This is a genomic window from Ruegeria sp. HKCCA6837 (genome assembly GCF_013034475.1).
GTDB lineage: Bacteria > Pseudomonadota > Alphaproteobacteria > Rhodobacterales > Rhodobacteraceae > Ruegeria.
The window spans coordinates 160,789-183,942 of the sequence record NZ_WQGD01000009.1; the positions used below are offsets into that span (position 1 = coordinate 160,789).

27 protein-coding genes are annotated in these 23,154 nt (G+C 57.0%); 13 read left to right on the forward strand and 14 right to left on the reverse strand.

Annotated features, from left to right (window positions below; genetic code table 11):
- Window positions 1–74: 74 nt before the first annotated feature.
- A complete protein-coding gene (locus GOV91_RS14150) occupies window positions 75–1,094 on the reverse strand; it encodes a ribose-phosphate pyrophosphokinase (RefSeq protein ID WP_171181365.1) in 1,020 nt (339 codons plus the stop codon).
- Between the two features lie 107 nt (window positions 1,095–1,201).
- Here GOV91_RS14150 and GOV91_RS14155 point away from each other — a divergent pair, with 107 nt between their 5' ends.
- Together GOV91_RS14155 and GOV91_RS14160 are read left to right on the forward strand one after the other, a co-directional pair.
- A complete protein-coding gene (locus GOV91_RS14155) occupies window positions 1,202–1,804 on the forward strand; it encodes a 2-hydroxychromene-2-carboxylate isomerase (RefSeq protein ID WP_171235986.1) in 603 nt (200 codons plus the stop codon).
- A complete protein-coding gene (locus tag GOV91_RS14160; RefSeq protein ID WP_171235987.1) occupies window positions 1,801–2,625 on the forward strand; it encodes an alpha/beta fold hydrolase in 825 nt (274 codons plus the stop codon). The genes GOV91_RS14155 and GOV91_RS14160 overlap by 4 nt, the downstream gene beginning before the upstream one ends.
- Here the strand turns inward: GOV91_RS14160 and GOV91_RS14165 are convergent.
- From GOV91_RS14165 to GOV91_RS14175, 3 genes are read right to left on the reverse strand one after another with little or no spacing between them, the layout of a single operon-like run.
- Complete coding sequence (locus GOV91_RS14165; protein ID WP_171181371.1) at window positions 2,612–3,646, reverse strand: low specificity L-threonine aldolase; 1,035 nt, start codon at window positions 3,644–3,646, stop codon at window positions 2,612–2,614. The two genes, GOV91_RS14160 and GOV91_RS14165, sit on opposite strands and share 14 nt — an antisense overlap.
- A complete protein-coding gene (locus GOV91_RS14170; protein ID WP_171235988.1) occupies window positions 3,646–4,119 on the reverse strand; it encodes a YcgN family cysteine cluster protein in 474 nt (157 codons plus the stop codon). Before GOV91_RS14170 ends, GOV91_RS14165 begins: the two co-directional genes overlap by 1 nt.
- Window positions 4,116–5,048 (reverse strand): bifunctional riboflavin kinase/FAD synthetase, encoded by a 933-nt coding sequence (locus GOV91_RS14175; RefSeq protein ID WP_171235989.1) that lies wholly within the window; start codon window positions 5,046–5,048, stop codon window positions 4,116–4,118. Before GOV91_RS14175 ends, GOV91_RS14170 begins: the two co-directional genes overlap by 4 nt.
- A gap of 260 nt (window positions 5,049–5,308) precedes the next feature.
- Between GOV91_RS14175 and GOV91_RS14180 the strand changes: the two genes are divergently transcribed.
- Window positions 5,309–5,890, forward strand: coding sequence for a methylenetetrahydrofolate reductase C-terminal domain-containing protein (locus GOV91_RS14180; protein ID WP_171235990.1), 582 nt, complete (start codon window positions 5,309–5,311; stop codon window positions 5,888–5,890).
- Window positions 5,887–6,876: a methylenetetrahydrofolate reductase gene (locus GOV91_RS14185; RefSeq protein WP_171235991.1), complete on the forward strand. Its 990-nt coding sequence runs from the start codon at window positions 5,887–5,889 to the stop codon at window positions 6,874–6,876. The genes GOV91_RS14180 and GOV91_RS14185 overlap by 4 nt, the downstream gene beginning before the upstream one ends.
- An 87-nt stretch (window positions 6,877–6,963) precedes the next feature.
- Here the strand turns inward: GOV91_RS14185 and GOV91_RS14190 are convergent, their stop codons facing one another.
- The 5 genes from GOV91_RS14190 to GOV91_RS14210 form a co-directional block, all read right to left on the reverse strand.
- Entirely contained in the window at window positions 6,964–7,407 is a 444-nt protein-coding gene (locus tag GOV91_RS14190) for a MaoC family dehydratase (protein ID WP_171181379.1), read from the reverse strand.
- A gap of 101 nt (window positions 7,408–7,508) precedes the next feature.
- Window positions 7,509–8,384, reverse strand: coding sequence for an HAD family hydrolase (locus GOV91_RS14195; RefSeq protein WP_171235992.1), 876 nt, complete (start codon window positions 8,382–8,384; stop codon window positions 7,509–7,511).
- A gap of 102 nt (window positions 8,385–8,486) precedes the next feature.
- Window positions 8,487–9,479, reverse strand: a complete 993-nt coding sequence (locus GOV91_RS14200) for a DUF389 domain-containing protein (protein ID WP_171235993.1) — start codon at window positions 9,477–9,479, stop codon at window positions 8,487–8,489.
- 216 nt (window positions 9,480–9,695) lie between these two features.
- Window positions 9,696–10,616 (reverse strand): manganese-dependent inorganic pyrophosphatase, encoded by a 921-nt coding sequence (locus GOV91_RS14205; RefSeq protein ID WP_171235994.1) that lies wholly within the window; start codon window positions 10,614–10,616, stop codon window positions 9,696–9,698.
- Between the two features lie 109 nt (window positions 10,617–10,725).
- A complete protein-coding gene (locus tag GOV91_RS14210; protein WP_171235995.1) occupies window positions 10,726–11,706 on the reverse strand; it encodes a TraB/GumN family protein in 981 nt (326 codons plus the stop codon).
- Window positions 11,707–11,830: 124 nt separating this feature from the next.
- On the opposite strand from GOV91_RS14210, the gene GOV91_RS14215 reads away from it, so the two are divergent.
- The 6 genes from GOV91_RS14215 (at window position 11,831) to GOV91_RS14240 (ending at window position 17,634) form a co-directional block, all read left to right on the forward strand.
- The gene (locus GOV91_RS14215) at window positions 11,831–12,505 is read left to right on the forward strand and encodes a DUF2161 domain-containing phosphodiesterase (protein ID WP_171235996.1); all 675 of its coding nucleotides are present in this window, start codon (window positions 11,831–11,833) and stop codon (window positions 12,503–12,505) included.
- Window positions 12,506–12,657: 152 nt separating this feature from the next.
- Window positions 12,658–12,945 carry a co-chaperone GroES gene (groES, locus tag GOV91_RS14220; RefSeq protein WP_170352338.1) on the forward strand — a complete coding sequence of 96 codons (288 nt, stop codon included), beginning with the start codon at window positions 12,658–12,660 and terminating at the stop codon, window positions 12,943–12,945.
- Between the two features lie 55 nt (window positions 12,946–13,000).
- Window positions 13,001–14,644 carry a chaperonin GroEL gene (gene groL, locus GOV91_RS14225; protein ID WP_171235997.1) on the forward strand — a complete coding sequence of 548 codons (1,644 nt, stop codon included), beginning with the start codon at window positions 13,001–13,003 and terminating at the stop codon, window positions 14,642–14,644.
- 175 nt (window positions 14,645–14,819) lie between these two features.
- Window positions 14,820–15,662, forward strand: coding sequence for a DMT family transporter (locus GOV91_RS14230; RefSeq protein WP_171235998.1), 843 nt, complete (start codon window positions 14,820–14,822; stop codon window positions 15,660–15,662).
- 38 nt (window positions 15,663–15,700) lie between these two features.
- On the forward strand, window positions 15,701–16,474 hold the full coding sequence (locus tag GOV91_RS14235; RefSeq protein WP_171235999.1) for an alpha/beta fold hydrolase: 774 nt from the start codon (window positions 15,701–15,703) through the stop codon (window positions 16,472–16,474).
- Window positions 16,471–17,634: an alpha-D-ribose 1-methylphosphonate 5-triphosphate diphosphatase gene (locus GOV91_RS14240; protein ID WP_171236000.1), complete on the forward strand. Its 1,164-nt coding sequence runs from the start codon at window positions 16,471–16,473 to the stop codon at window positions 17,632–17,634. Before GOV91_RS14235 ends, GOV91_RS14240 begins: the two co-directional genes overlap by 4 nt.
- 13 nt (window positions 17,635–17,647) lie before the next feature.
- On the opposite strand, the gene GOV91_RS14245 is transcribed toward GOV91_RS14240, so the two are convergent.
- The 4 genes from GOV91_RS14245 to GOV91_RS14260 form a co-directional block, all read right to left on the reverse strand.
- Window positions 17,648–18,715 carry a 5-(carboxyamino)imidazole ribonucleotide synthase gene (locus GOV91_RS14245; RefSeq protein WP_171236001.1) on the reverse strand — a complete coding sequence of 356 codons (1,068 nt, stop codon included), beginning with the start codon at window positions 18,713–18,715 and terminating at the stop codon, window positions 17,648–17,650.
- A 2-nt stretch (window positions 18,716–18,717) separates the two neighbouring features.
- On the reverse strand, window positions 18,718–19,473 hold the full coding sequence (locus tag GOV91_RS14250; protein WP_171236002.1) for an NAD(P)-binding domain-containing protein: 756 nt from the start codon (window positions 19,471–19,473) through the stop codon (window positions 18,718–18,720).
- Entirely contained in the window at window positions 19,470–19,955 is a 486-nt protein-coding gene (purE, locus tag GOV91_RS14255; protein WP_171236003.1) for a 5-(carboxyamino)imidazole ribonucleotide mutase, read from the reverse strand. Before purE ends, GOV91_RS14250 begins: the two co-directional genes overlap by 4 nt.
- A gap of 75 nt (window positions 19,956–20,030) precedes the next feature.
- Window positions 20,031–20,255 carry a YdcH family protein gene (locus GOV91_RS14260; RefSeq protein WP_050604880.1) on the reverse strand — a complete coding sequence of 75 codons (225 nt, stop codon included), beginning with the start codon at window positions 20,253–20,255 and terminating at the stop codon, window positions 20,031–20,033.
- 163 nt (window positions 20,256–20,418) lie between these two features.
- Here GOV91_RS14260 and GOV91_RS14265 point away from each other — a divergent pair, with 163 nt between their 5' ends.
- From GOV91_RS14265 to GOV91_RS14275, 3 genes are all read left to right on the forward strand, one after another.
- Complete coding sequence (locus GOV91_RS14265; protein WP_058275530.1) at window positions 20,419–20,832, forward strand: Hsp20 family protein; 414 nt, start codon at window positions 20,419–20,421, stop codon at window positions 20,830–20,832.
- 5 nt (window positions 20,833–20,837) lie between these two features.
- Window positions 20,838–21,062, forward strand: a complete 225-nt coding sequence (locus tag GOV91_RS14270; RefSeq protein ID WP_171236004.1) for a DUF1150 family protein — start codon at window positions 20,838–20,840, stop codon at window positions 21,060–21,062.
- A 100-nt stretch (window positions 21,063–21,162) separates the two neighbouring features.
- Window positions 21,163–22,050: a PhzF family phenazine biosynthesis protein gene (locus GOV91_RS14275; RefSeq protein ID WP_171236005.1), complete on the forward strand. Its 888-nt coding sequence runs from the start codon at window positions 21,163–21,165 to the stop codon at window positions 22,048–22,050.
- 54 nt (window positions 22,051–22,104) lie between these two features.
- On the opposite strand, the gene GOV91_RS14280 is transcribed toward GOV91_RS14275, so the two are convergent.
- Window positions 22,105–22,716, reverse strand: a complete 612-nt coding sequence (locus GOV91_RS14280) for a hypothetical protein (RefSeq protein ID WP_254440681.1) — start codon at window positions 22,714–22,716, stop codon at window positions 22,105–22,107.
- Between the last annotated feature and the right edge of the window lie 438 nt (window positions 22,717–23,154).

The following is a 23,154-nucleotide window of genomic DNA, read 5'->3' on the forward strand; positions in this document are numbered from 1 at the left end:
CTAGCGAGGGGCAAGCAGAACGGATCAGTGTTTCAAAAAGCAAAAGGGCGGCTTGTTTGGCCGCCCCTGGGAACTCAATCCATCTGGTACATGGATTCGTAGATCGGCGTAAGTGTCTTGTCTTCGAATAGCGAAGACACGCTGGTGCCGTTCCAGATGTTCAGGATTGCCTGAGTAAAGATTGGCGCGGTTGGCACGATGCGAATGTTTTTGGCCTGCGCAATCTCTTTGGTGGGTTGGATCGTGTCGGTCAGAACAAGCGACTTCATCACCGAATTGGTGACACGTTCAACCGCGGGGCCACTCATGACACCATGCGTGATGTAGGAGTGAACCTCTTTCGCGCCGTTATCCAGCAGGACCTGCGCCGCCTTGCAGAGTGTGCCAGCGGTATCACACATGTCGTCCACGATCAGACAGATCTTGTCTTTTACGTCACCGATCACCGTCATTTCGGCCACTTCACCCGCTTTCTCGCGGCGCTTGTCGACGATCGACAGCGGGGCATTGATCCGCTTGGCCAGTTCGCGGGCGCGGGCCACGCCGCCGACGTCTGGCGAAACAACCATGATCTCGTCCATGTTGTTCTTGAACTGATGCTTCACATCCAGCGCAAAAATCGGCGAAGCATAGAGGTTGTCCACCGGGATATCAAAGAACCCCTGAATTTGTGCTGCGTGCAGGTCCATTGTCAGGACGCGTTCGATCCCAGCACCTGTCAGCATGTTGGCAACAAGCTTGGCGCTGATTGGTGTCCGGGCCTTGGTGCGACGATCCTGACGGGCATAGCCGAAATAAGGGATCACGGCTGTGATCCTTTGTGCGGAAGAGCGGCGCAACGCATCGGCAATGATCAGCAGTTCCATCAGGTTATCATTCGCTGGGTTCGACGTCGGCTGGACGATGAACATGTCCTCGCCCCGGACGTTTTCGAACACTTCGACAAAGATCTCGCCGTCGTTGAAACGCTCGACCCGCGCATCGACCAGACCCTGGTCAACGCCGCGATACAAGCTCATGCGGCGAGCGATGGATTCGGCAAGCGGAAGATTGGCGTTCCCAGCGATGAGCTTGGGTTCGTGGAGTGTCGGCATCGGCTGAGGTCCCCGGGCAGCTTTGGCAATGTGACAGATTCGTGATGTTGACACCGCTTAGCACGGGTCTAACGTCCCGCAAAGGCAACGCAGCGGAGAAAGTGAACATGACCCAGATTGACTACTATTTTGCGACAATTTCGCCCTACACCTATCTGGCCGGAAACCGACTGGAAGAGGTTGCGGCGAAACATAATGCGACCATCAACTACAAACCACTGGACATCATGGCCTTGTTTGCGCGCACCGGGGGCACAGCACCAAAAGACCGCCATATCTCGCGCATCGAATACCGCGCGCAGGACTTGCTGCGTCAAGCCAAACGTCTGGGCGTGGAGTTCAACCTGAAACCCGCGCATTGGCCCACCAATATGGCCCCGTCTTCTTATGCAGTGATCGCTGCGGCCAAAGATGGTTCGGGGGATGTCGGCAAGCTGTGCCAACTGATCCTGCGCGCTTGCTGGGCCGAAGAAAAGGACGTGTCACAAGATGATGTGATACGTGAGTGTCTGGCAAATTCCGGGTTTGATCCTGACCTCGCCAATAGCGGTTTGCTGGTTGGGGCAGAGACATATGCCACCAATCTGGAAGAGGCCGTGGACCAGGGGGCCTTTGGTGCCCCATTTTACATCACACCGGACGGTCAGCGGTTCTGGGGTCAGGACAGTCTGGATGATCTGGACAACCATCTAGCCGAGATGAAGGGATGACAGCTTCGGCTGCCTCGGCGCATTCCGTCTTCGTTCGGCGGTTGGGAGAGGGCGCGCGAAAAACGCTCGCCCTCCATTGCACCATTGCGCATTCCGGCGTGTGGTCGGGATTGGCCAAGGCGATGGACGGGAATGCCTCTCTGGTCGCGCCGGATATGTTGTCACACGGGCGTAGCCCGGATTGGGACGGGCAGGGGGACTTCTTTGATCACGTCACCAATAACGCTGCGGCTGAACTGGCGGGGCAGATGGACGTCGTTGGCCATTCCTTTGGGGCGATTATTGCACTGAGACTGGCCTTGGAACATCCCGAGCGCGTGCGCAGTCTGATTCTGATTGAACCCGTCTTTTTTGCCATAGCACACCGGGACGCGCCGGATTTGTTCGATCAGCATGAGAAAGATATTGAGCCGATAAACAGCGCCTTTAATGCGGGCGAAAACGCTCTGGCCGCGCGACTGTTCAACCGGATGTGGAGCACTGGCATCAGCCCGAAATGGCCTGACTTGCCCGAACGGACGCGCGCTAATATGGTGCGTGGGATACATGCAGTTCCAGCCGTGCATTCGGTGCTTTATGAAGATCAAGCCGGGTTACTCAGGGCCGAGATGCTGGAACGTGCCGCTATGCCGACCCTGATCCTAAGCGGATCAGAAACCCATCCTGTAATCCCCGCCATCTGCGCCGGTTTGGTTCACCGCTTGCCCTATGCGCGCCATGCGGTGGTTCAGGGCGCGGGGCACATGCTGCCCATTTCGCACCCTCAAGACACAGCGGCTCTGCTGAAGGTGTTCTGGAAGCCGATCCCTATAGCAAGTTGAGAAACTGATCGATCTGGGACGTTCCAATAGACCAGTCGCACACTAAGCGGCATGCCAGGCTTTCACCATCATCCGCGCCGTCCAGTTCATCCCCCCATAGGTGATAGACGGCACCGGCGTCATGCAGTTGCTTGTGCTTGGCACGCGAGAAAGAAGCAAAAACCATGTTGGCCTGCGGTTCATGCAGGAATGTCGCCCCCTTGGCGCGCAATCCGTCGGCCAAGTGCGCACAGTTGGCGTTGGCCTTCCGGGCCAGTTTCAGCCAAAGGTCATCTTCGAGATACGCGGCCATCTGTGCGGACAGATAGCGGTGTTTCGAGAACAGATGCGCCCCGCGTTTGCGGCGGAGTTCAAATTCCCACGCTTTGCTCTCGTCAAAAAACACCACCGCTTCGACGCCCATCAACCCGTTCTTGGTGCCGCCAAAGCTGACGGCATCCACGCCTGCTTTCCACGTCATTTCAGCTGGCGAGCAATTCAGCGAAACCAACGCATTGGTAAAGCGCGCACCGTCCAGATGTACAGGCAGGTTGTATTCCTTCGCGACACTGCACAGCGCCTGCAATTCTTCCAAGGAGTATACCGATCCGCGTTCGGTAACTTGAGTGATCGACACTGGCCCGCGTTGCGGTCCATGCACGCCTCGTGTTTCTTCACCCAGGATCGAACCGCGCAATGCTTCGGGCGTCATCTTGTCACCGCCAGGCACAAGGGTCAGCTTGGCGCCGCTGTAAAATTCAGGCGCGTTGCACTCATCCTCGTGGATATGGGCAACCGGAGAGCAAAATACCGTTTCCCATGGGTTGGACAGTGTCGCAAGAGCCAGAGAGTTCGCCGCTGTCCCGGTTGCCACAAGATACACGGCAGCCCCCGGAGCCTCGAAAATGCTGCGAATGCGGTCTCGCACCTCGTTCATCAGCGCGTCAGCACCATAAGCCATCTGATAGCCTTGGTTGGCCTCGGCCAGTTTGGCCATGACCTGAGGGTGAACCGGCCCGGAATTGTCAGAGGCAAAATACATCAGCTTGGCTCCTCGATAATGTAGTCTTCCCACTCTTCCATGGGGGTTTCGAACTCAGACACCGTGCGCCCCTGAACCGAGACGCCCGCCGCATGAACGCTGTCAGGCGTACCTGATATCAGAGGATGCCAATCGTAAAGAGGCTTACCCTCCCAAAGCAGTCGATAGGCACAGGTTTGCGGCAACCAATAGGCGTGTTCATCTATGTTGTCGGGTGTCATGACAATGCATTCAGGCACAAACTGGTGCCGGATATCGTATTGCGTACAGCGGCAGCTTTCATCGTCCAGCAGTCGGCAGGCGACACATGTCAGTGCGACCTCGCCCGAGTCTTCGTCTTCCAGCTTGTTCAGGCAGCACTTGCCGCAGCCGTCACATAACGCTTCCCATTCGCGCTGGTTCATCTTGCGCAGGGGTTTGCGTTCCCAGAACCGGGCGGGTAGGCCGGTGCGTTCGATCGGATCCGTGCTCATAAGGCGGCCAGAATGCCACGGGCTTTTTCGCAATCTGCATCCATCTGGGCAATCAGCCCGTCCAATCCGTCGAATGTCAGTTCAGGACGCAGGAAATCGATCAGGCCCACTGACAGGGTTGCCCCGTAAAGGTCACCCGAAAAGTCGAAAAGGAAAGTTTCGATATTGGGCACTTCACCTTGGAACATTGGCCGCACTCCAATCGAAGCTGCACCCTGATAGCTGCTCTGATGCGGGCCATCCAACACGTCCACCAACACGGCGTAGACACCAAATTTGGGAAGGTGCAGCCCTTCGATGGACATATTCGCAGTTGGAAACCCCAGTTCGCGCCCGCGCTGCTCGCCCCCGATCACCTCGCCTTCAATCCTGTGCCAATGACCCAGCATTGCGGCGGCGTCCCGTGGGCGACCTTCGGTCAGGGCGGTTCGGATGGCGGTTGACGAGACCACATTTGCAGACCGCTCCATCAAGGGGGCAATGGTTACGCCAAATCCCATCTCTTTACCAAACCGGACCAGGTCGTCAGCCGTACCGCTGCGGCCCTTTCCAAAGCAAAAATCAGCGCCCACCACAATATGAGACAGGCCCAGCCCGTCACATATCACGTTGCGCGCAAATTCTTCCGGGGACAGCCCAGCCAGTGCTGCGTTGAACGGCAGTTCATAAAGTTTTTCCACGCCCAGTTTTTCCAGCCGGTGCGCCCGTGCGTTGCCGCGCATCAGACGGAATGGTGGCGAGTCCGGTGCAAAATATTCACGCGGATGCGGCTCGAAGGTCATAACACCCAGAGGCGCGTCAGGGGCTGCCTTGCGGGCCAGTTCGATGACTGACTGATGCCCCACATGGACGCCATCAAAATTGCCGATCGCCACGCTGGCGCCGCGATCTTCTGGCTCGACAAACTGGAAATCCCGGATGATGTGCATAGGCGATTGCGTAGCGTTGCGTCGCGATTTGTTCAAGCGGCAGTTTGAATTCTGCGAACCCGCCCCTCCGAAACTACCTGAATCCCGAAACGCGGCTCCTATGACACGCAAAATTATCTACTGCCCCATATGCTGCGGATGCTCAACTGCTTGATTTAAAAAAAATCCAGAGTGTAGACTGGACCTCCGGCTTTCAGTACGTGCTGCGACCCGGAAAAGCCGGGCCTGGTGCATTTAAGCCCAGCACAGGAGGCAGACCCATGTATCGATTGCGCCTGTTCGCGATTCGTCACGCCCGTTCGTTCGAGTGGGTCTACAAGTGCGTCGAACGTGGAATGGTTGCGATGGATCCGCTTTTTGCAAAGATCGGGTACAACCGCGTTGAACGTCCCATTGCTCTGGTCGAAAAGGGTGTCAAAACCCTGTTGTTCGACTGCAAGATGTGCGGGCAGTGCGTGCTATCATCGACCGGCATGTCCTGCCCTATGAACTGCCCAAAGCAATTGCGTAACGGCCCCTGTGGCGGCGTACGCCCCGGCGAGTATTGCGAAGTGAAGCCTAACATGAAATGCGTCTGGGCTTTGGCTTGGGACGGAGCCAGCCGCATGCGGCACGGGAGCGAAAAGATAAAGGAAGTTCTGCCGCCAGTGGAGCACACGTTGAAAGGCTCGTCATCTTGGTTGCGGGTCAGCCGTGAGATTGCCACGCAAGAACGCGAGGCGCGTGATGCGGCGCGTGTAACCCTAGCAGAAGCCTTTCCAGAAGCGCGCGAGAATGAGCCCTCCTCGGCACCTTTGGCCACCGAGCCCCCCAATGCAATGAACCGGGATCTTAAGAAATGAACGATGCCCATCACGGTGAAGTCGAGCCGATCGGCTATGTTCCCGTTCCCGAAGGGTACGTGTCGCACAGCCGGTTAGAGAGGGTTTTGCGTTCGGGCCGTTTTGCGGTAACGGCCGAATTGAATCCGCCAGATAGCGCCGACCCTGAGGATGTGTTTCAAGCGGCTCAGCCTTTGGGTGAGGTCGCGGATGCAATCAACGCAACCGATGCTTCGGGCGCGAATTGCCATATGTCTTCGATTGGGATTTGCGCGTTGTTGACACGCGCTGGCTATTCGCCAGTGTATCAGATTTCTTGCCGAGACCGGAACCGCATTGCCATTCAGGGTGATGTTCTGGGGGCCGCGGCGCTGGGTGTGAGCAATGTCCTGTGCTTAACGGGTGACGGCGTTGGCGTTGGGGATCAGCCGGGGGCGAAGCCGGTGTTCGACTTTGATTCCCTTACATTGCTGCGAACGATTCGAACGATGCGCGATCAGGGAAAATTCCTCTCGGGCCGAAAAATTACGCGTCCACCCCAGTTGTTCCTGGGGGCTGCAGAAAACCCCTGCATACCGCCCTATGAGTGGCGTCCGGATCGTCTGGCCAAAAAGGTCGAAGCTGGTGCTGAGTACATTCAGACCAATTATATCTACGATATCCCGTTGTTTGAGAAGTTCATGGCACGGGTGCGGGATGCCGGTTTGGACAAGAGAGTTTTTATTATTGCTGGTGTTGGCCCCATTGCCTCGGCTCGTGCTGCACGTTGGATGCGCAGTAATGTGCCCGGGATTCATATCCCTGATCAGGTTATTGATCGAATGGAGAAGGCCGAAAAGCCTGCCGAAGAAGGCAAGAAGATCTGTATCGAATTGATCCAGCAAATTCGTGACATCGCCGGGGTCTCTGGGGTCCATGTGATGGCCTACAGGCGTGAGCACGTAGTGTCAGAGATCATTCTGGGATCTGGTGCCTTGAAAGGGCGCAGGCGTGCGCGTTCGTCCTGAGGGTGCACTCAAAATGCAAGAATTGGGACGTAAAAAAGCAAAAAGGCACCCGTCGGGTGCCTTTCCTGACATAGGTTGGTTTGCCGATCAGTCGAACTTGCGCGATGGAGCCAAAACCATGGCCTCTCCGATCAGGACTTTCTTGCCGTCGACCGAGCAATGGCAATCCAGTTTGACCCGGCGCTTGGAAAAATCGATGTCGATCACCTTCACTTCGGCATAAACCATATCGCCGGGGCGCACGGGTGCCAGGAATTTGAGCGACTGCCCCATGTAGACAGTGCCGTGACCGGGAAGCTGTTCGCCAATCACTGCCGAGATCAGACCCGCCGTCAGCATCCCGTGTGCGATACGGCCTTCAAAGATGGTATCGCGGGCATAATCGTCGTCCAGATGCACAGGATTTCGGTCAGTCGAAACCTGCGCGAACATCTCGATGTCTTCATCCGTCACCACTTTGCGCAGGTGGCGGGACATACCCATTTCGATGTCTTCGATACAGATCGTTCCGCGTGGAAGATTATCCAACATGTTGCCCTCACTCGAGATCGGCCGTGAAAGAAAAAACCATCTTTAGGCCAAGGTTGGCAACTTTATTACTTCGCAACTGCAGAAAATCAAGTCTTTTCTTACTACCGCAAGCGACCAATTGTATAGGTCGGATTTATTTTTTCCCTTTTGATATAATCGTTTAAGGATTCGTGATGCGGGTGGTGCGACGTTTTTGTTTCGGCTGCAGCCAGACCGCCTGAGATAAACAGAGAATCAATGCCCTCTCCCATGCCTCCCAGGATATCCGTGTGGGGTCCGTCGCCGATCACAAGAATGTCGTCGTCAGGGACATCATGACCCAGCTCTTGCAGCCTGCGACGGGCCAGATCATAGATCGGTGGATGCGGTTTGCCGAAATACAGACTCTCGCCACCCATTTCGGTATACAGCTTCGCCAAAGCACCGGCACACCACTCGCGCACTTCCCCTCTGTCAACAACAATGTCAGGGTTCGCACAGAGCAGTTTCATACCCATCTGCTTGGCGTAAAGAAAATCGGGCAGGTTCACATCAGGATCAGCCATCGGATCGAATGGCCCACAGCAAACAATGCCTTCGGCCTCCTTCAGCGGCACGCGTTCGATGTGGATCGGGTGATCCAGCAGCTTTAGAGGTTCGAAAAAGCCTGCATCGCGCTGCCATTCACCCATGAAATACACCTTTTGCCCAACGGCTCCCCGGAACATCGCCGACCGCGCGGAATCCCCGCTGGTCGCAATGGTGTCATAGGCGTCTGAGGGCACGTTGAACTGACCCAATTGCTCTGCCACGCCTGCGCGGGGTTTCGGAGAGTTCGTGACCAGCACAACAACCCCGCCATTTGCGCGATAAGTCTGCAATGCCGCAACAGCTTCGGGATAAGCGGTGATACCGTTGTGAACACAGCCCCAAAGGTCGACAAACAGCGCCTTATAGCGGTCAGAGATCTCGGCAATCGAGGAAACGATCTGGGTCATGGGGGCCTCTATGAATATGTTCGCGGTTGCGACAGCTATGGCAAAGCTTGGGGTCGAACACCATCCCGCTTTCCATTTTGTGCTGAGGAATTGGAGAATCCTCTATTCGTCTTCGGTCACGTCGGTCACGTCCGGGGCTTGCTGTACGTTATCTGTTCCCAAAATGACCTGAGCTCCAATGCGGGTCTGATACCGGATGATGGCCAGGTAGCCGGGGCCAAGTTCTGCCTGCAATACGTCAACAAGGGATGTTTCACGGAGCCTTTCCGGCAGCAACGCGGCAATAGAAGAGACTTTGAACTGTGCCTCGACAGGAAGATCGACGATCAGCCAAACCTCAGTCTGTTTGCGCTGGGCGTTGACATCAATTCGTATGATTTCCACTGAAATCGGATCGGCCCACTCCCGAATGGCTTCGGCCACCTGTGCCTCGGTCCGTGTCTCCAGATAGCGATTATAGGTGGATTTCCCGAGCTGCAGCACGACGACGACCAAAAAGGCGAGCGCGACGAATACGCTGGCTGTAAAGTTGAGTTTGCGCTTGCCCTTGCTGAAAACCACAGACCGCGCGGCATAAACCAGATAGACCGCACAGGCGGACAGAATGATCGCGCCTAGGTTTGTTGCGAATAGAAGTCCCGCTTCATACGCTTCGGCAGGTTCGCCAAAATACAACAAAATACCTGCTGCCGAGAGCGGCGGAACTAGCGAAACACCAATCGCTGCGCCGGGCAGAAGGCTCAGTTCGGACTTGTTGATTTGCACATAGGCGCCGGCGACACCGGCAGCCAGTGCGACGATCAGATCCTCGGTGCCGGGATCCGTGCGCGCAAGGACCTGATCGGGGATCAGTATCCCTCGTGGGACGTCCGCGACATAGACCATGAACCAGGCCATCAGCACGCAGGCACAAGCCGCCAAGCACACCGTAAGAGCAAGAGCAACTGCACGCTTTAGCCAACCCATGACCATCGCGGCAGCTACCCCCAGGATTGGAGTCATAAGTGGAGCGACAAGCATGGCTGCAATGACAACGGCCCCGGAATTGCGCAGCAGTCCCATGGTGGCAATCACAACTGACAGGGTCAGCAACATTGCAAAGCGTCGCCAATAAGCGGCTTTGTCCGTGCCTTCAAATCGAAGGATGCCCTTGGTCGTACTGAGGCTTCGAATAACGATGGTGTGTGCCTGACCTAATTGGAGTTCCGTACCCAAAGACAGATTAACAACCGTTACCGTTTCCGCAAATGGCCGAACAGAAAGAAAAAAAGGCGCCCGATTGGACGCCTTCTTTTTGTCGTCAGGTGCAGATCAAACCTTGAGGTTTGGAATGATCTGCTTTTTCCGACTCATGATGCCCGGCAGGACAACGGCATCCCCGTCGACGGCTGCGCCAAAGCTTTTCTCGGCAACGGATTTGACCAGATCGTTGGGCACCAGCAGCGTGGCTTCTTCGTTCAGGATATCGACCACGAACAGCAGAACCTGATCGACGCCGTCTTCTGCGGCCACGTCCACCATCGACGTCGCCAGGCTGGCCTTGCGGTCCAGAACGACGCCGGGGGCAGTGGTTTCCAGAACCGAGACGCGGAACTTGGTGCCGTCCACTTCGTATTCCTTGCTGTCCATGCGGATCAGCTCTGCGTCTGAGAAGGACGAGACGTCAGACTTTGCGGCGAACATGTCCGCTGCATAGGCCGATATATCCAGTTCCAGCTCAGCGGCCAGCTTTTCCGCCACCGCGCGGTCATGCGCTGTGGTAGTGGGCGAGCGGAATTCCAGCGTGTCCGACAGGATGCAGGTCAGGGCGGCACCTTTAATGGCGTCGGGCATTTTGGCGGCATCGTCACCCATCAGGTCGACCATGATGGTTGCAGTGCAGGCCAGCGGGCGTACGGTGATGTCAATCGGACCTTTGGTTTCCAGACCGCCGACCAGTTTGTGGTGGTCGATGATCGCGCGGATATCTGCGTCGTTGATGCTGGCAGGCAGTTCCGCCGGGTTGTTGGTGTCGACGATGACCACCGGGGTGTCTGCAGTTACATCTTCGATGATGCGTGGTTTGGGCAGGTCCCAGTTGTCCAGCATAAAGGCTGCCTCAGTGTTGGGCTCACCCAGCAGCACCGGCTCGGTCTGTTCACCCTTAATCTCGTTCAGGTACCACGACCACAGGATCGGCGAGCCTGTGGAGTCAGTATCAGGGGATTTGTGGCCAAATACGAGTGTTGTCATGTCAGCGTCCTGCGGAATGAAAATTTGCGGGCCTTATAGGTCGGGCAAACCCGGTTGTCACGCTGCAGTACACTGTCTGCGACGCTTAGTCTGCAATATGCCTACCTGCTCAGAATTCCGCCCGCGTCAGAGTGTACCCGGACTGCTCTAACTGGTTCAGCAGGCCGTAGTCATCGCTGAAGTGACCTGCCCCAACCGCAATGACAGCTGTCTGATCCTGGATTTCGAGAATTTGTGCCATCCAATTGGCATTTCGTTCGATCAAGAGCTGCTGTTCGAAGTCTGCCCACTCGGCCTCGAACTCTGCGGCAGACAGGCCCGACAGCTCTTGCCCCAGAATACGGCCAAGGACAAAAACCTCGGCGTGTTTTTCATCAAAGTATGAGCTGGCCATGGTGGCGATCTGGTCTTCGGTGTTTTGAAAGGTTCCGGCCATCCGCGCGAGCGATTGCGCTTGTTCCTCGATCGGATAAGCGTCGAACATGGCCATAAGGTCTTCGACACTTTCCAATGAATATTGTGGGATACCGTGGTCCGTAGCCAACTTCGCCAGACGTGCGTCCAGCCCATTGGTTCCGTCAGGGTTCTGAACAATGCAGGTCGGCAGAGCCAAAGTCATACTCAGAAACCAGGGGCGCATCTTGGCGCCCATCCAACTGGGAATCCCGCGTTCGGCCATCGCCGCAGTAAGAGTGTTCCAGTCTTTTTCTGGGATCAGATCGACAAGTGTGGGGCCCGAAGTTATCAGGACCGGGCTTGGGTCAGCGGCTAGTTTCTTTTCCCAAGCTTCCATCTCATCCTGTCGGATTTCAAAATAAAACGCGTCGGCCTGAATTAGCTTGGGCGTCAGGCGCTCCACGATCGCATCCATCTGCGGGTAATTCAGGTGCATTGTGCCCACGAGATGCAGAACGGTGTCATCTTTGGTCGCAACCCAATGATTGCCTTCTGGATACAGAATACCTGCCAGTTCGTCTTGCGCCTTGGCTTGAACCTCAGGCGACAAGTCCCCTCTCAGGTCGCGCCCTTCGCAGCCTGCCTGCGCCACGGCGGGTAACAAAAGGCCAACGATGAAAAAAAGCAGGCGCATAGGTGGAATTCCTTTGAAATCAGTGTTTCGGAAACAGTGTACCGGTGGGCGGGATGTTTCAAGTTCCATTACATCGGCTGAGGTATGGGCTGGCATTCCACGGCAGTTTGCGTAGCATAAACCCATGACCCGCGAACAGGACCTCTATCCTCCGATCAAAGCGCTGTTGGAGCGTCAGGGATATACCGTCAAGGGCGAGGTCGGGGCGGCTGATGTCGTTGCGGTGCGCGAGGGTGAAAATCCCGTTATAGTCGAACTTAAACTGCGGTTCACGCTGTCGCTGTTCCACCAGGCTATTACGCGGCTGAAACTGACCGATCAGGTCTATATCGCGGTCAGCAAGCCCACGGGTCGAAGCGCGCGACGGGCGCTTAAAGATAATCTGGCGCTGTGCCGTCGCTTGGGCCTGGGTCTTATCACAGTACGGGCTGATGAAACGGTCGAAGTGCAATGCGATCCCGGCCCCTATGCGCCGCGAAAGAACAAATCCAAAGCCACACGGCTGCTGCGGGAATTCGACCGGCTGGAAGGGGACCCAAACGCGGGCGGGGCCACGCGGCATGGGATTGTGACTGCCTATCGGCAGGATGCCCTGAAATGTGCGGCCTATTTGGCCGAATATGGACCTACAAAGGGGGCAGAGGTTGCCAAATCGGTTGGTGTGTCGGTAGCCACGCGGCTCATGCGCGAAAACCACTACGGGTGGTTCGAAAAGGTTGAAAAAGGTGTCTACGGGCTTACGGCTCAGGGGTCTGAAGGATTGAAGCACTGGGCCTACAGCTGGGAACAGACAAACTGATCCGAGCTGCGAAAAAATCCCTCACAACTTGTTGACTCGGGGTTTTAGACTCCCTAGCTATGCGTCGTTATCACTCACACACTCCGAGTGCTGACGCCTCGCCTGAGGGCGAGGGGAGGATAGATAAACTTTGAGCCCAAGGAGCTACAAAGATGGCATTGAAACCGCTTCATGACCGTGTGCTGGTTCGCCGTACCGAAAGCGAAGAGAAAACCGCAGGCGGCCTGATCATTCCTGACAGCGCAAAAGAAAAGCCCAGCGAAGGCGAAGTCGTCGCAACCGGCGAAGGCGCGCGCAAGGACAGCGGCGAGTTGATCGCGATGGCGGTCAAAGCTGGCGACAAGATCCTGTTCGGCAAATGGTCGGGCACCGAGGTTCAGGTCGACGGCGAAGAGCTGCTGATGATGAAAGAAAGCGACATCATGGGGATCATTGAGTAAGCCTGCGCGCTTCCTGTGATCTTCATTACAAACTTATTTCTCAAGGAGAAACGACATGGCTGCAAAGGACGTCAAATTCGACACCGATGCCCGTAACCGCATGCTGGCAGGCGTAAACATCCTGGCCGATGCTGTTAAAGTGACCCTCGGCCCCAAAGGCCGCAACGTGGTTCTGGACAAATCCTTCGGTGCGCCGCGCATCACCAAAGACGGTGTTTCGGTTGCCAAGGAAATCGAACTGGAAGACAAGTTCGAAAACATGGGTGCGCAGATGGTGAAAGAAGTCGCCAGCCGCACCAATGACGAAGCCGGTGACGGCACCACCACCGCAACCGTTCTGGCCCAAGCCATCGTCCGCGAAGGTCTGAAGCAGGTTGCAGCGGGCTTGAACCCGATGGACCTGAAGCGCGGCATCGACCTGGCAACCGCAAAGGTTGTTGAAGGTATCAAGTCGGCTTCGCGTGAAGTTAAAGACTCAGCCGAAGTTGCTCAGGTTGGCACCATCTCGGCCAACGGCGAAGCAGAAATCGGCCAGCAGATCGCAGACGCGATGCAGAAGGTTGGTAACGAAGGCGTTATCACCGTCGAAGAAAACAAAGGCCTGGAAACCGAGACCGATGTTGTCGAAGGTATGCAGTTCGACCGTGGCTACCTGTCGCCTTACTTCGTCACCAACGCAGACAAGATGATTGCAGAACTCGATGACTGCATGATTCTGCTGCACGAAAAGAAATTGTCTTCGCTGCAGCCGATGGTTCCGCTGCTCGAGCAGGTGATCCAGTCGCAGAAGCCTCTGCTGATCATCGCGGAAGACGTTGAAGGCGAAGCGCTGGCAACTCTGGTTGTCAACAAACTGCGCGGCGGCCTGAAAATTGCTGCTGTCAAAGCACCGGGCTTCGGCGATCGCCGTAAAGCCATGCTGCAGGACATCGCGATCCTGACCGGCGGTCAGGTCATCAGCGAAGATCTGGGCATGAAGCTCGAGTCCGTCACCATGGACATGCTGGGCACTGCGAAGAAGATCGAAATCACCAAAGACGAAACTACCATCGTCGACGGCGCTGGCGAGAAAGCCGAGATCGAAGCCCGCGTTGGCCAGATCCGTACTCAGATCGAAGAAACTTCGTCGGATTACGACCGTGAGAAGCTGCAAGAGCGCGTTGCCAAACTGGCAGGCGGTGTTGCTGTTATCCGCGTCGGCGGCATGACCGAGGTTGAAGTGAAAGAGCGTAAAGACCGTGTGGACGACGCTCTGAACGCGACCCGTGCTGCTGTGCAGGAAGGAGTTGTTGTAGGCGGTGGTGTTGCTCTGGTTCAGGCCGGTAAAGCACTGGAATCGCTGGAAGGCGGAAACGCTGATCAGAGCGCGGGCATCAACATCGTTCGCAAAGCGATCGAAGCTCCGCTGCGCCAGATCGCCGAGAACGCAGGTGTTGACGGTGCGGTTGTTGCAGGCAAAGTCCGTGAATCTTCGGACGCAGCATTCGGCTTCAACGCGCAGACCGAAGAATATGGCGACATGTTCTCGTTCGGCGTGATCGACCCGGCCAAAGTTGTTCGTACCGCTCTGGAAGATGCGGCGTCGGTTGCGGGCCTGCTGGTCACCACCGAAGCCATGGTTGCCGACAAGCCTGCCAAAGAAGGCGCGGCACCTGCAGGCGGCATGCCCGACATGGGCGGCATGGGCGGCATGATGTAAGCTGCTTTAGCCATAGTGCTTGTTTTCGGGGTCGCCTTCGGGCGGCCCCGTTTCGTTTTGATAACCGTTTTGCGGCTATGCCTCTCGCGGGCGCATTTTGGAAAAGTCGAACAGTGGGCCGCATGTAGATGGATTGTGAGTGTCCATATCGCTTGCAACCGGATATGCGGGTTCCATGCGACTTATTTTTCTGACTGCCCTGACCATGTGCGCCTTTGCAGCGAATTCCATTCTGAACAGGATGGCAATCGACAGTGGTGCCAGTGATCCAGCCGGGTTTGCGATTGTGCGGGTGCTTGCGGGGGCGCTGGTCTTGACTGCGTTGGTGTTGGCGCGCGGCAGAGATGTGCCTTTGCGCAACCGCCGGCGGCTCATTGGTGCGGGGTCGCTCTCGGTGTATATGATAGGGTTTTCCATCGCCTATCTGACGCTTGATGCGGGCCTGGGGGCTTTGGTGTTGTTTGCAGTTGTGCAGATCACAATGTTTGCATTTACCGCTGCCTCGGGAACGCTTCCCACCCGTCAGCAACTGGCAGGGGCGGCCATCGCTTTAGGGGGGCTGGCCTATGTGCTTTGGCCCTCGGGAACCGTGCGGGTTGATCCGGTGGGCACTGCTTTGATGGTCGCGGCCGGTATCGGCTGGGCCGCTTACTCCTTGGCCGGGCGATCCGAGCCTGACGCCCTGCAGGGCACGGCTGCGAATTTCGTCATCGCCTTGCCTGTCACCACTTTGGCCCTGCTGGTCACGGGGGCAGAATGGCAGATGACTGGATTGGGCTATCTGCTGGCGGCTGTCTCGGGGGGCATCACGTCTGGTTTGGGATATGCCCTATGGTATCGCGTGCTACCAAACCTTGCGCCAACAGTTGCGGCGGTTGTTCAACTCAGCGTGCCTGTCATTGCGATCCTGGGAGGTGTTGTGCTGTTGGGCGAAAGTGCGAACGCCCGACTGATCGTTGGTGCCTCGCTGGTTCTGGGCGGTATCGCGCTGGCTGTGCTGCGACGTCAACAGAGCTAGGGCTTTCATCAGCGGCTCATAGGCTTTATCTGGCGGACATGAGACTTATGACCGCCTTACTTTTGTGCCTTTGCCCGTTTTCCGTCAGCGCGAAATGCGTGGTCCTTCTGCACGGGCTTGCCCGGACCGAAGCCTCGTTTGCGGTGATGGAGGAGTTGTTCGAGGCACACGGCTACACCGTTGTGCGCCCCGGATACCCCTCGACCGAGATTGGCATTCCGGAATTGGCTGAACAGACTCTGCCGGGTGCTTTTGCCTCGTGCGGGGAGGACAAGGTCAATGTCGTGGCGCACTCTATGGGCGGCATCCTGCTGCGGTATTGGCTAAAGGATCATCATCCCGCCAACATGGGTCGCGCCGTCATGCTCGGCCCGCCGAACCAGGGCAGTCAGCTGGTCGACGAGCTCAGCGCGTGGGAGGTATTCGGATATCTGAACGGTCCAGCCGGTCTGCAGTTGAGTACAGGCCCTGAAGGTATTCCGCGCCGTCTGCCTCCGGTAGATTTCGAGCTGGGGGTCATTGCGGGGGATGAGTCCCTCAACCTGGTTTTTTCCTCGCTGATCGACGGGCCCGATGATGGCAAGGTTTCGGTTGAAAGCACCAAGGTGGAGGGCATGGCCGATCATCTGGTCCTGCCCGTCACCCATACCTTCATGATGAACAACCCTCAGGTCATGGCGCAGGCTTTGTATTTCATCGAATTCGGCAGGTTCGATCCGCAGATCACTTGGCTCGATGGTGTGATGGACATAATAGACGAGATCTGTATCGGGCAGGACTGCCAAGACCCGGATTCGGAGTCCACACGATGACCGCATTGGAGCTGACTTTAACCGGTGCAGATGTTCTGTTGCCGGGCCAGGGCGTGTCTCGCGCTGACCTGACCATTGCTGACGGTGTGGTGCAGGTGGAACCGGCCGGACGCAGTGTTGATCTCTCCGGCTATCTTGTCCTGCCTGGCATCATCGACCTGCATGGGGACGGTTTCGAACGCCATATCGCCCCGCGTCGCGGTGCGATGAAGCAGATTAATGAAGGTATTCTGTCGGTCGAAGCCGAGCTTGCGGCAAACGGCATCACCACCGCAGTGCTTGCTCAATTCTACAGCTGGGAAGGCGGTGTGCGAGGTCCGGACTTTGCCGCGCAGGTGTTTAAGGCCATTTCCGCCGTGAAAGACAGCACAGTCACCGATCTGATCCCGCAATTGCGGTTCGAAACCAATATGCTTGACGATTATGCGGGCCTTGCCGGTCGCATCGCCGAATGGCAGGTGCCTTATGTGGTGTTCAACGATCACCTGCCGCATGATCGATTGGCGCAGGGCAAGAAGCCGCCGCGACTAACGGGGCAGGCGTTGAAGGCCGGGCGCAATCCGGATGCACATTTTGAAATGTTGCTCAACATGCACGTCCGCAGGAACGAAGTGCCCGCTGCGGTCGAAGCACTGTGTGCTGACCTTATAGATATGGGGATACGTCTGGGCAGCCATGATGACGCAACCGCTGAAGCAAGGGCATGGTGGCGCGCCCGAGGCGTCGGCATTGCCGAGTTCCCGGAAACGCTGGAGGCTGCCGAGGCAGCGCGTTCTGCCGGGGATCACATCATCCTTGGTTCACCCAACGTGGTGCGGGGTGGATCGCATAAAGGAAACGCAAGTGCGGTTGAGTTGATCGCTATGGGCCTCTGCGATGCGTTGGCGTCGGACTACCACTACCCCAGCCCGCGCCGGGCGGCGCTGATGCTGGCCAATACCGGCCTGCTTGATTTCGAAGGCGCTTGGAACCGGATTTCTTGTGGGCCCGCAAAAGTGCTGAATCTGACAGACCGGGGCACACTTGCCCCCGGCAAACGCGCCGATTTAGTCATTCTCGATGCAGCCACCCACCGGGTCGCAGCGACCATGGCAGGTGGGCGTGTCAGCCATATGTCAGGGGACATTGCGGCACGCTTTTTGAACGGAACGAGGCCGTAAATAAAGTACTACTTTATCGCTTGATCCTGTTGAAATGCCCCATCTTGCGTCCTGCTTTGACCTCGGCTTTGCCGTATAGATGAAGCGCGACATCCCGTTCACGGGCCAATTCGGGCACACGATCCATGTCGTTGCCGATCAGATTCTCCATCACCACATCCGAATGACGCTGCCCGTCGCCCAAAGGCCAGCCTGCCACGGCGCGAATATGCTGCTCGAACTGATCAACAGCACAGCCGTTCTGCGTCCAGTGGCCCGAGTTGTGCACGCGCGGTGCAATCTCGTTCACTATCAAACCAGCGGGCGTGACGAACAGTTCTACCCCCATGACACCCACATACTCCAACGCATTCAGGATGTTGGCCGCCAGCAGGATTGCATCTGTGCGCTGAGCTGGAGACAGACGAGCAGGGATCGTGGTGGTGTGCAGGATACCGTCGCGGTGTACGTTTTCGCCCGGATCGAAACAGGCCACCTGGCCGTCCAACCCTCGTGCTGCAATGATCGACACCTCGTGTGAGAAGTCTACGAACCCTTCCAGAATAGCAGGCGCGCCCGCCATGTCGGCCAAAGCAGCCTCGGCGTCCTCGGGGCTGCGCAACCGCGCCTGCCCCTTTCCGTCATAGCCAAAGCGGCGGGTTTTCAGGATGGCCGGTGTCCCGATTTGTTCAATTGCCGTACTCAGGCTGTCCAGATTGGAAACATCCGCAAACGGGGCCGTTTTCAGGCCCAGGTCTTGCAGGAAATTCTTCTCGGTCAAACGATCCTGGCTGACCCGCAGCGCTTCGCGCCCCGGACGGATCGGCCGGTGGGCTTCCAGAATGTCCAGCGCCTCGGTCGGGATGTTTTCGAACTCATAGGTGATCACATCCACCGCGTCGGCAAATGCTTTCAAGGCATCGATGTCGTCGTAGGCTGCCGTCGTGACACGATCCGCGACTTGCCCGGCGGGTGGGTTTGCGCCCGGTTCATAGATATGTGTGACAAAGCCCAGCCTTGACGCCGCCACAGACAGCATCCGGCCCAGTTGACCGCCCCCCAGAATTCCGATCACCGCGCCTTGGGCAAGCATTTTTGCCATCTTCAACTCTCCAAACGTTTCCCAATTGCATTCAACGTCGAATGCAGCGCGTCATGCGCGCCCTGATCCTTCAGGGTTTCTGTCATCTGCAAGCTCAATGTGCCTTCTGTCGCCAGAGCGTCACGCTCCTGCGCTAGCCGACCTGCGTTGCCTTTTTCCATCGTGGCCAGGAAGCCTGACATCAACTGGGTCGTATAGAACTCGGCCTTATCGGCTTCACCAGTTACATCGCCCAGCCACTTGGCACCAGTTGCCATCAGATCCAAAATGCCGGGAACCATGGCGCAAATTGCGAAATGTGCGTTCAGCGCGGATTCGTCCGCAACCTTGACCACAGGGTTCTCGGGCTCAAAAAGGTCGGCCAACAACCGATCGTTGCCAAAAGCAGCCAATGGGCAGCCACCGGTTTCCAGAAAGCCCAGAGGAATGGTCTGCACGAAATCTGCCGCCGGTGCGCAAAGCCGAGCAAGTTGCTCTGCGGAAACCGCAGCCATGACTGAAACGATCTGCTGGTCCGTGCGAAAGGTTAGAGGGGTCAAAACCTCAGCCGCGATATGCGGGCGCAGGCACAGGAACACGATGTCCGAGGCGTCGAGCACTGCCTGGGGTTCAGCAATCGTCACGCCCAACTCGGCCTTCAAAGTGGCTGATACTTCGGTATTGCGCTCAGTCACGCAAATGTCGTGCCCTTTGGCAGCCATCAGCCGCGCGATTGGGGCGGCGATATGGCCCGTGCCGATAAGACCGATGCGGCTCATCCCTGCGGTTCCTCAGGGATTGAAGCCGACAACGCCTCGCGCCAGTTGTCCAGCCGTTCTGCCAAAGCCTCGTCTTGCAGAGCCAGAATGCCGGCTGCCATCAAACCGGCGTTGGCTCCTCCAGCGGACCCGATTGCCATGGTCGCAACGGGAAAACCCTTGGGCATTTGCACGATGGAATACAGCGAATCCACGCCTGACAGGGCACGTGTCTGTACGGGAACTCCGATCACAGGCACCCGCGTTTTCGATGCCATCATGCCGGGCAGGTGCGCAGCGCCGCCAGCGCCCGCGATGATCACGTGCAATCCACGCGATACGGCGGTCCTGCCGTACTCCCACAGCCGGTCTGGTGTGCGATGGGCTGATACGATGCGCGCTTCGTAAGCGACGCCCAGTTCATCCAGAATATCTGCGGCTTCCTTCATTGTGGGCCAATCCGACTGGCTGCCCATGATGATCCCCACTTTCACATCGCTCATCCGATTAGTCCCCGCGCTCAGAAAGAGCGCGCACTATAGCCAAATCCGGTTCTCTGGCAATGCGCTACAGGGCGTTCAGGCAATGATATCGGGGGTCAGGCGGTCTTCGATGATGCGGATGATGTCTTTCAGACGCAGTTTCTCTTTTTTCAGCCGTCGTAACGTCAACTGATCCGCAGTTCCCCGGTCATGCAGCGCTTCAATCGCTTCGTCCAGATCGCGGTGCTGACGGCGAAAAACTTCCAGCTCAACCCGCAGAACTTCATCAGTTTTCATGGAAAGGTCAGTGGGCGCGTTCATTGGCGACTCGGGGTTGTTGTGGTGCTTGCCCAACAAGATAGTGTGTCAGACGTTATCGCGCCAGACCTTGTGGACATCCTGGTTTCTTCCCATATTCTATTACAGGCGGTTGCCAGAACGGGGCCGCACACCACGTCGCTTTGACAATAAAGGACGAAAATACGTGTCGAAACTTACTCTTGGCTCATACCCGCATCTTTTGGGGTTCGAGCAACTGGAACGCCTTCTGGAACGGTCTGCAAAGGCTGGCAACGAAGGATACCCGCCCTATAATATCGAACAGACCTCGGACTTTTCCTATCGCATCACTCTTGCGGTTGCTGGGTTCGCCGAAGAGGATCTGTCGATCACCATCGAGGATCGCCAACTGGTGATCCGGGGCCGTCAACGCGACGACAGCGAGGGGCGTATCTTCCTGCACCGCGGCATTGCGGCGCGCCAGTTTCAGCGCATGTTTGTGTTGGCTGACGGTGTCGAAGTGGGCGAAGCGATCATGGAAAACGGTCTGCTGCATGTGGATTTGACCCGCGCCGTGCCGGAAACCGTGGTTCAGACCATCAACATACGGAAGGGGTAAGAGCAATGAATACACCGATTGAGATCAACACCGAAGGCGACCGTATCGTTTATGTCAAAACGGTCGAGGTTGCCGATCTGCCGCGTGATCTGCGCGATCAGGCAGGGGATCTGAATCAGCTTTACGCTGTGCATGATTCCGATGGGCAGCAATTGGCGCTTGTGGCCGACCGTAAGCTGGCCTTTGTTTTGGCCCGTCAACACGACCTTTCCCCGGTGGCCGTTCACTGAACGGCCCCAACGCCTGATTTGGGCGTGACATTCCCAGCGACACGCGCGACACATAGGCACCGGCGAAATCCGCCGGAACGTGTTGTCAGGAATTTATCGCATGAGCTGGTTCGAATTCGATTGGGTCGACGCCTTCTGTGATCGCGCCTTTGGAGGCAACGGATGCGCCGTGGTCCATGGCGGCGCGCATCTTTCTGAACATGTTTGCATGGCATACGTGCGCGAAACCTCTCTGGTCGAGTGCACGTTTACCGGGCCATCTGACGTGGCCGATATCCGTGTGCGGTATTTTCTGGCCAGCCGGGAAATCCCCTTTGCGGGGCACCCCACCATCGCAACCGTCGCTGCCATGCGGTCTCGTGGGATGATCGAGAGCGATAGCCTGACATTGGAAACCGGTGCAGGGATCGTTTCCATCCGGCTGCAAGGTGCGCAGATTGAGATGACTCAGGTCGCCCCGCAGTTCGGCCCGCATGTGCCTGCTGATCTGGTGGCCTCTGCCGTAAATCTGCCTGCCGATGCCATTATTTCTCCGCCGCAGCTGGTGTCGACCGGATTGCCTTTTTGCATCACCGTCCTGCGCGACCATAAGGCATTGCGCGCGGCTCAACTGGTTGAAGGTCCCTTGAGAAAAGTGGCTGAGGCTGCTGGCTATTCAGGCTCGGACATGGCTGAACCCTTCATGGTCACGCTTGAAGGGGCCACCGATGCGGGGGATACATTCTCGCGCCTTTTGTTGGCACCTCCAAGCCCACCCGAAGACCCGTTTACCGGGTCCGCAACCGGTGCCATGGCGGCTTACTTGTGGAAATACGGACTAATGGCCAAAGACAGTTTCGTCGCAGAGCAGGGGCACGACATGGGCCGCCCTGGCCAAGCCAGCGTTACTCGCGTCGGCCCGGCGGATGCGATGACCGGGATAAGGGTCGCTGGTCAGGGACATATCCTGATGCGCGGGCAGGTCGATCTGCCGGCAGATGCGCAATAAATGAACAAGCGTTAATCGACACCCGTCCGGAACCCCGTTTCCTTGCACAGCAAGCTACATCCACCCGAGCCGTCGGATCGGAGCGGCCTGTGCGTCAATTCCATGTCGATCACATAGCCTGTCCAGATATGACCCCGATGCAGGCAACCCGGCCATCCTGTTGGCCATCAGTTTTTTCTGATGTCCGTAAATATGAACCGAATGAACGGCTTCCGTTTCGATGTCGTTTGGTGCGATGCGTGGATCGTGCAGATTCCACAATTCCTCAGGGGCAAGAGGATACAGAGACTCAGCCCCCATTGCGTGACGGTCTTCGCCGGTATGGTGCAGGAAATGCGTAAAGGCTTTGGGCCCTGAACTGCCCCAGGGCAGAGTTTCGATGCCCCAGCTTTCACCCTTTGCAATCCTTTCCCGGCTGCGCCGTCTGAAATGTCGTCCGCGCCAGGGTTGGGTAGGGTTCGCTGACATTACGAAATCCAGCATCAACGCAAGTGTCTGCGCGGTCTTCGGCAGGCGCAGAACTCCGGTAGGGAAGTCACAAGCTTTGGAATGCGCAAACACCCAATCGGACGAAAAGTCGAAGGCTTTCACACAATAGGCGTCAAGATCGACCCAGATGGCCTTGCTTTTTCGCATCAGGTGCAATCGAAAGATATCAGAGAACACGGCCACGCCCTGCCGGTCATCTGGGTGCAATGAATAGGACGGAGGCCAGAAAATTTCGCTGGCAGGCGCGTTTGAGCACCTGCGGGGACGCCCTGCACCTCGTCTGGCAGATACAGAATAAACGCGTGCCCCCGATCCAGAAATGACTGTATGCACAGCTGCTCGAGCCAGCTCAGATCGGATCCGAACCAGAAACTGGCAATGATGGGCAAGCTGCGTGGCATGTCTGAAATTCACCCTGTTTCTGTGTCCACCGCACCAATCCGGCCAGCGCTTGTCAATCGGGCAAACAAAAACGGCCCCCGAAAACCGGAGGCCGAAAAATCTTTGTTTGTTGGCATCAGCTTGCGGCAATCAGGCCCATGCTTTCCAGTTTCAACAGAACCTGATGAGCGCAGTTGTCGACTTCGACATTTTCGGTTTCGACGCTCAGTTCAG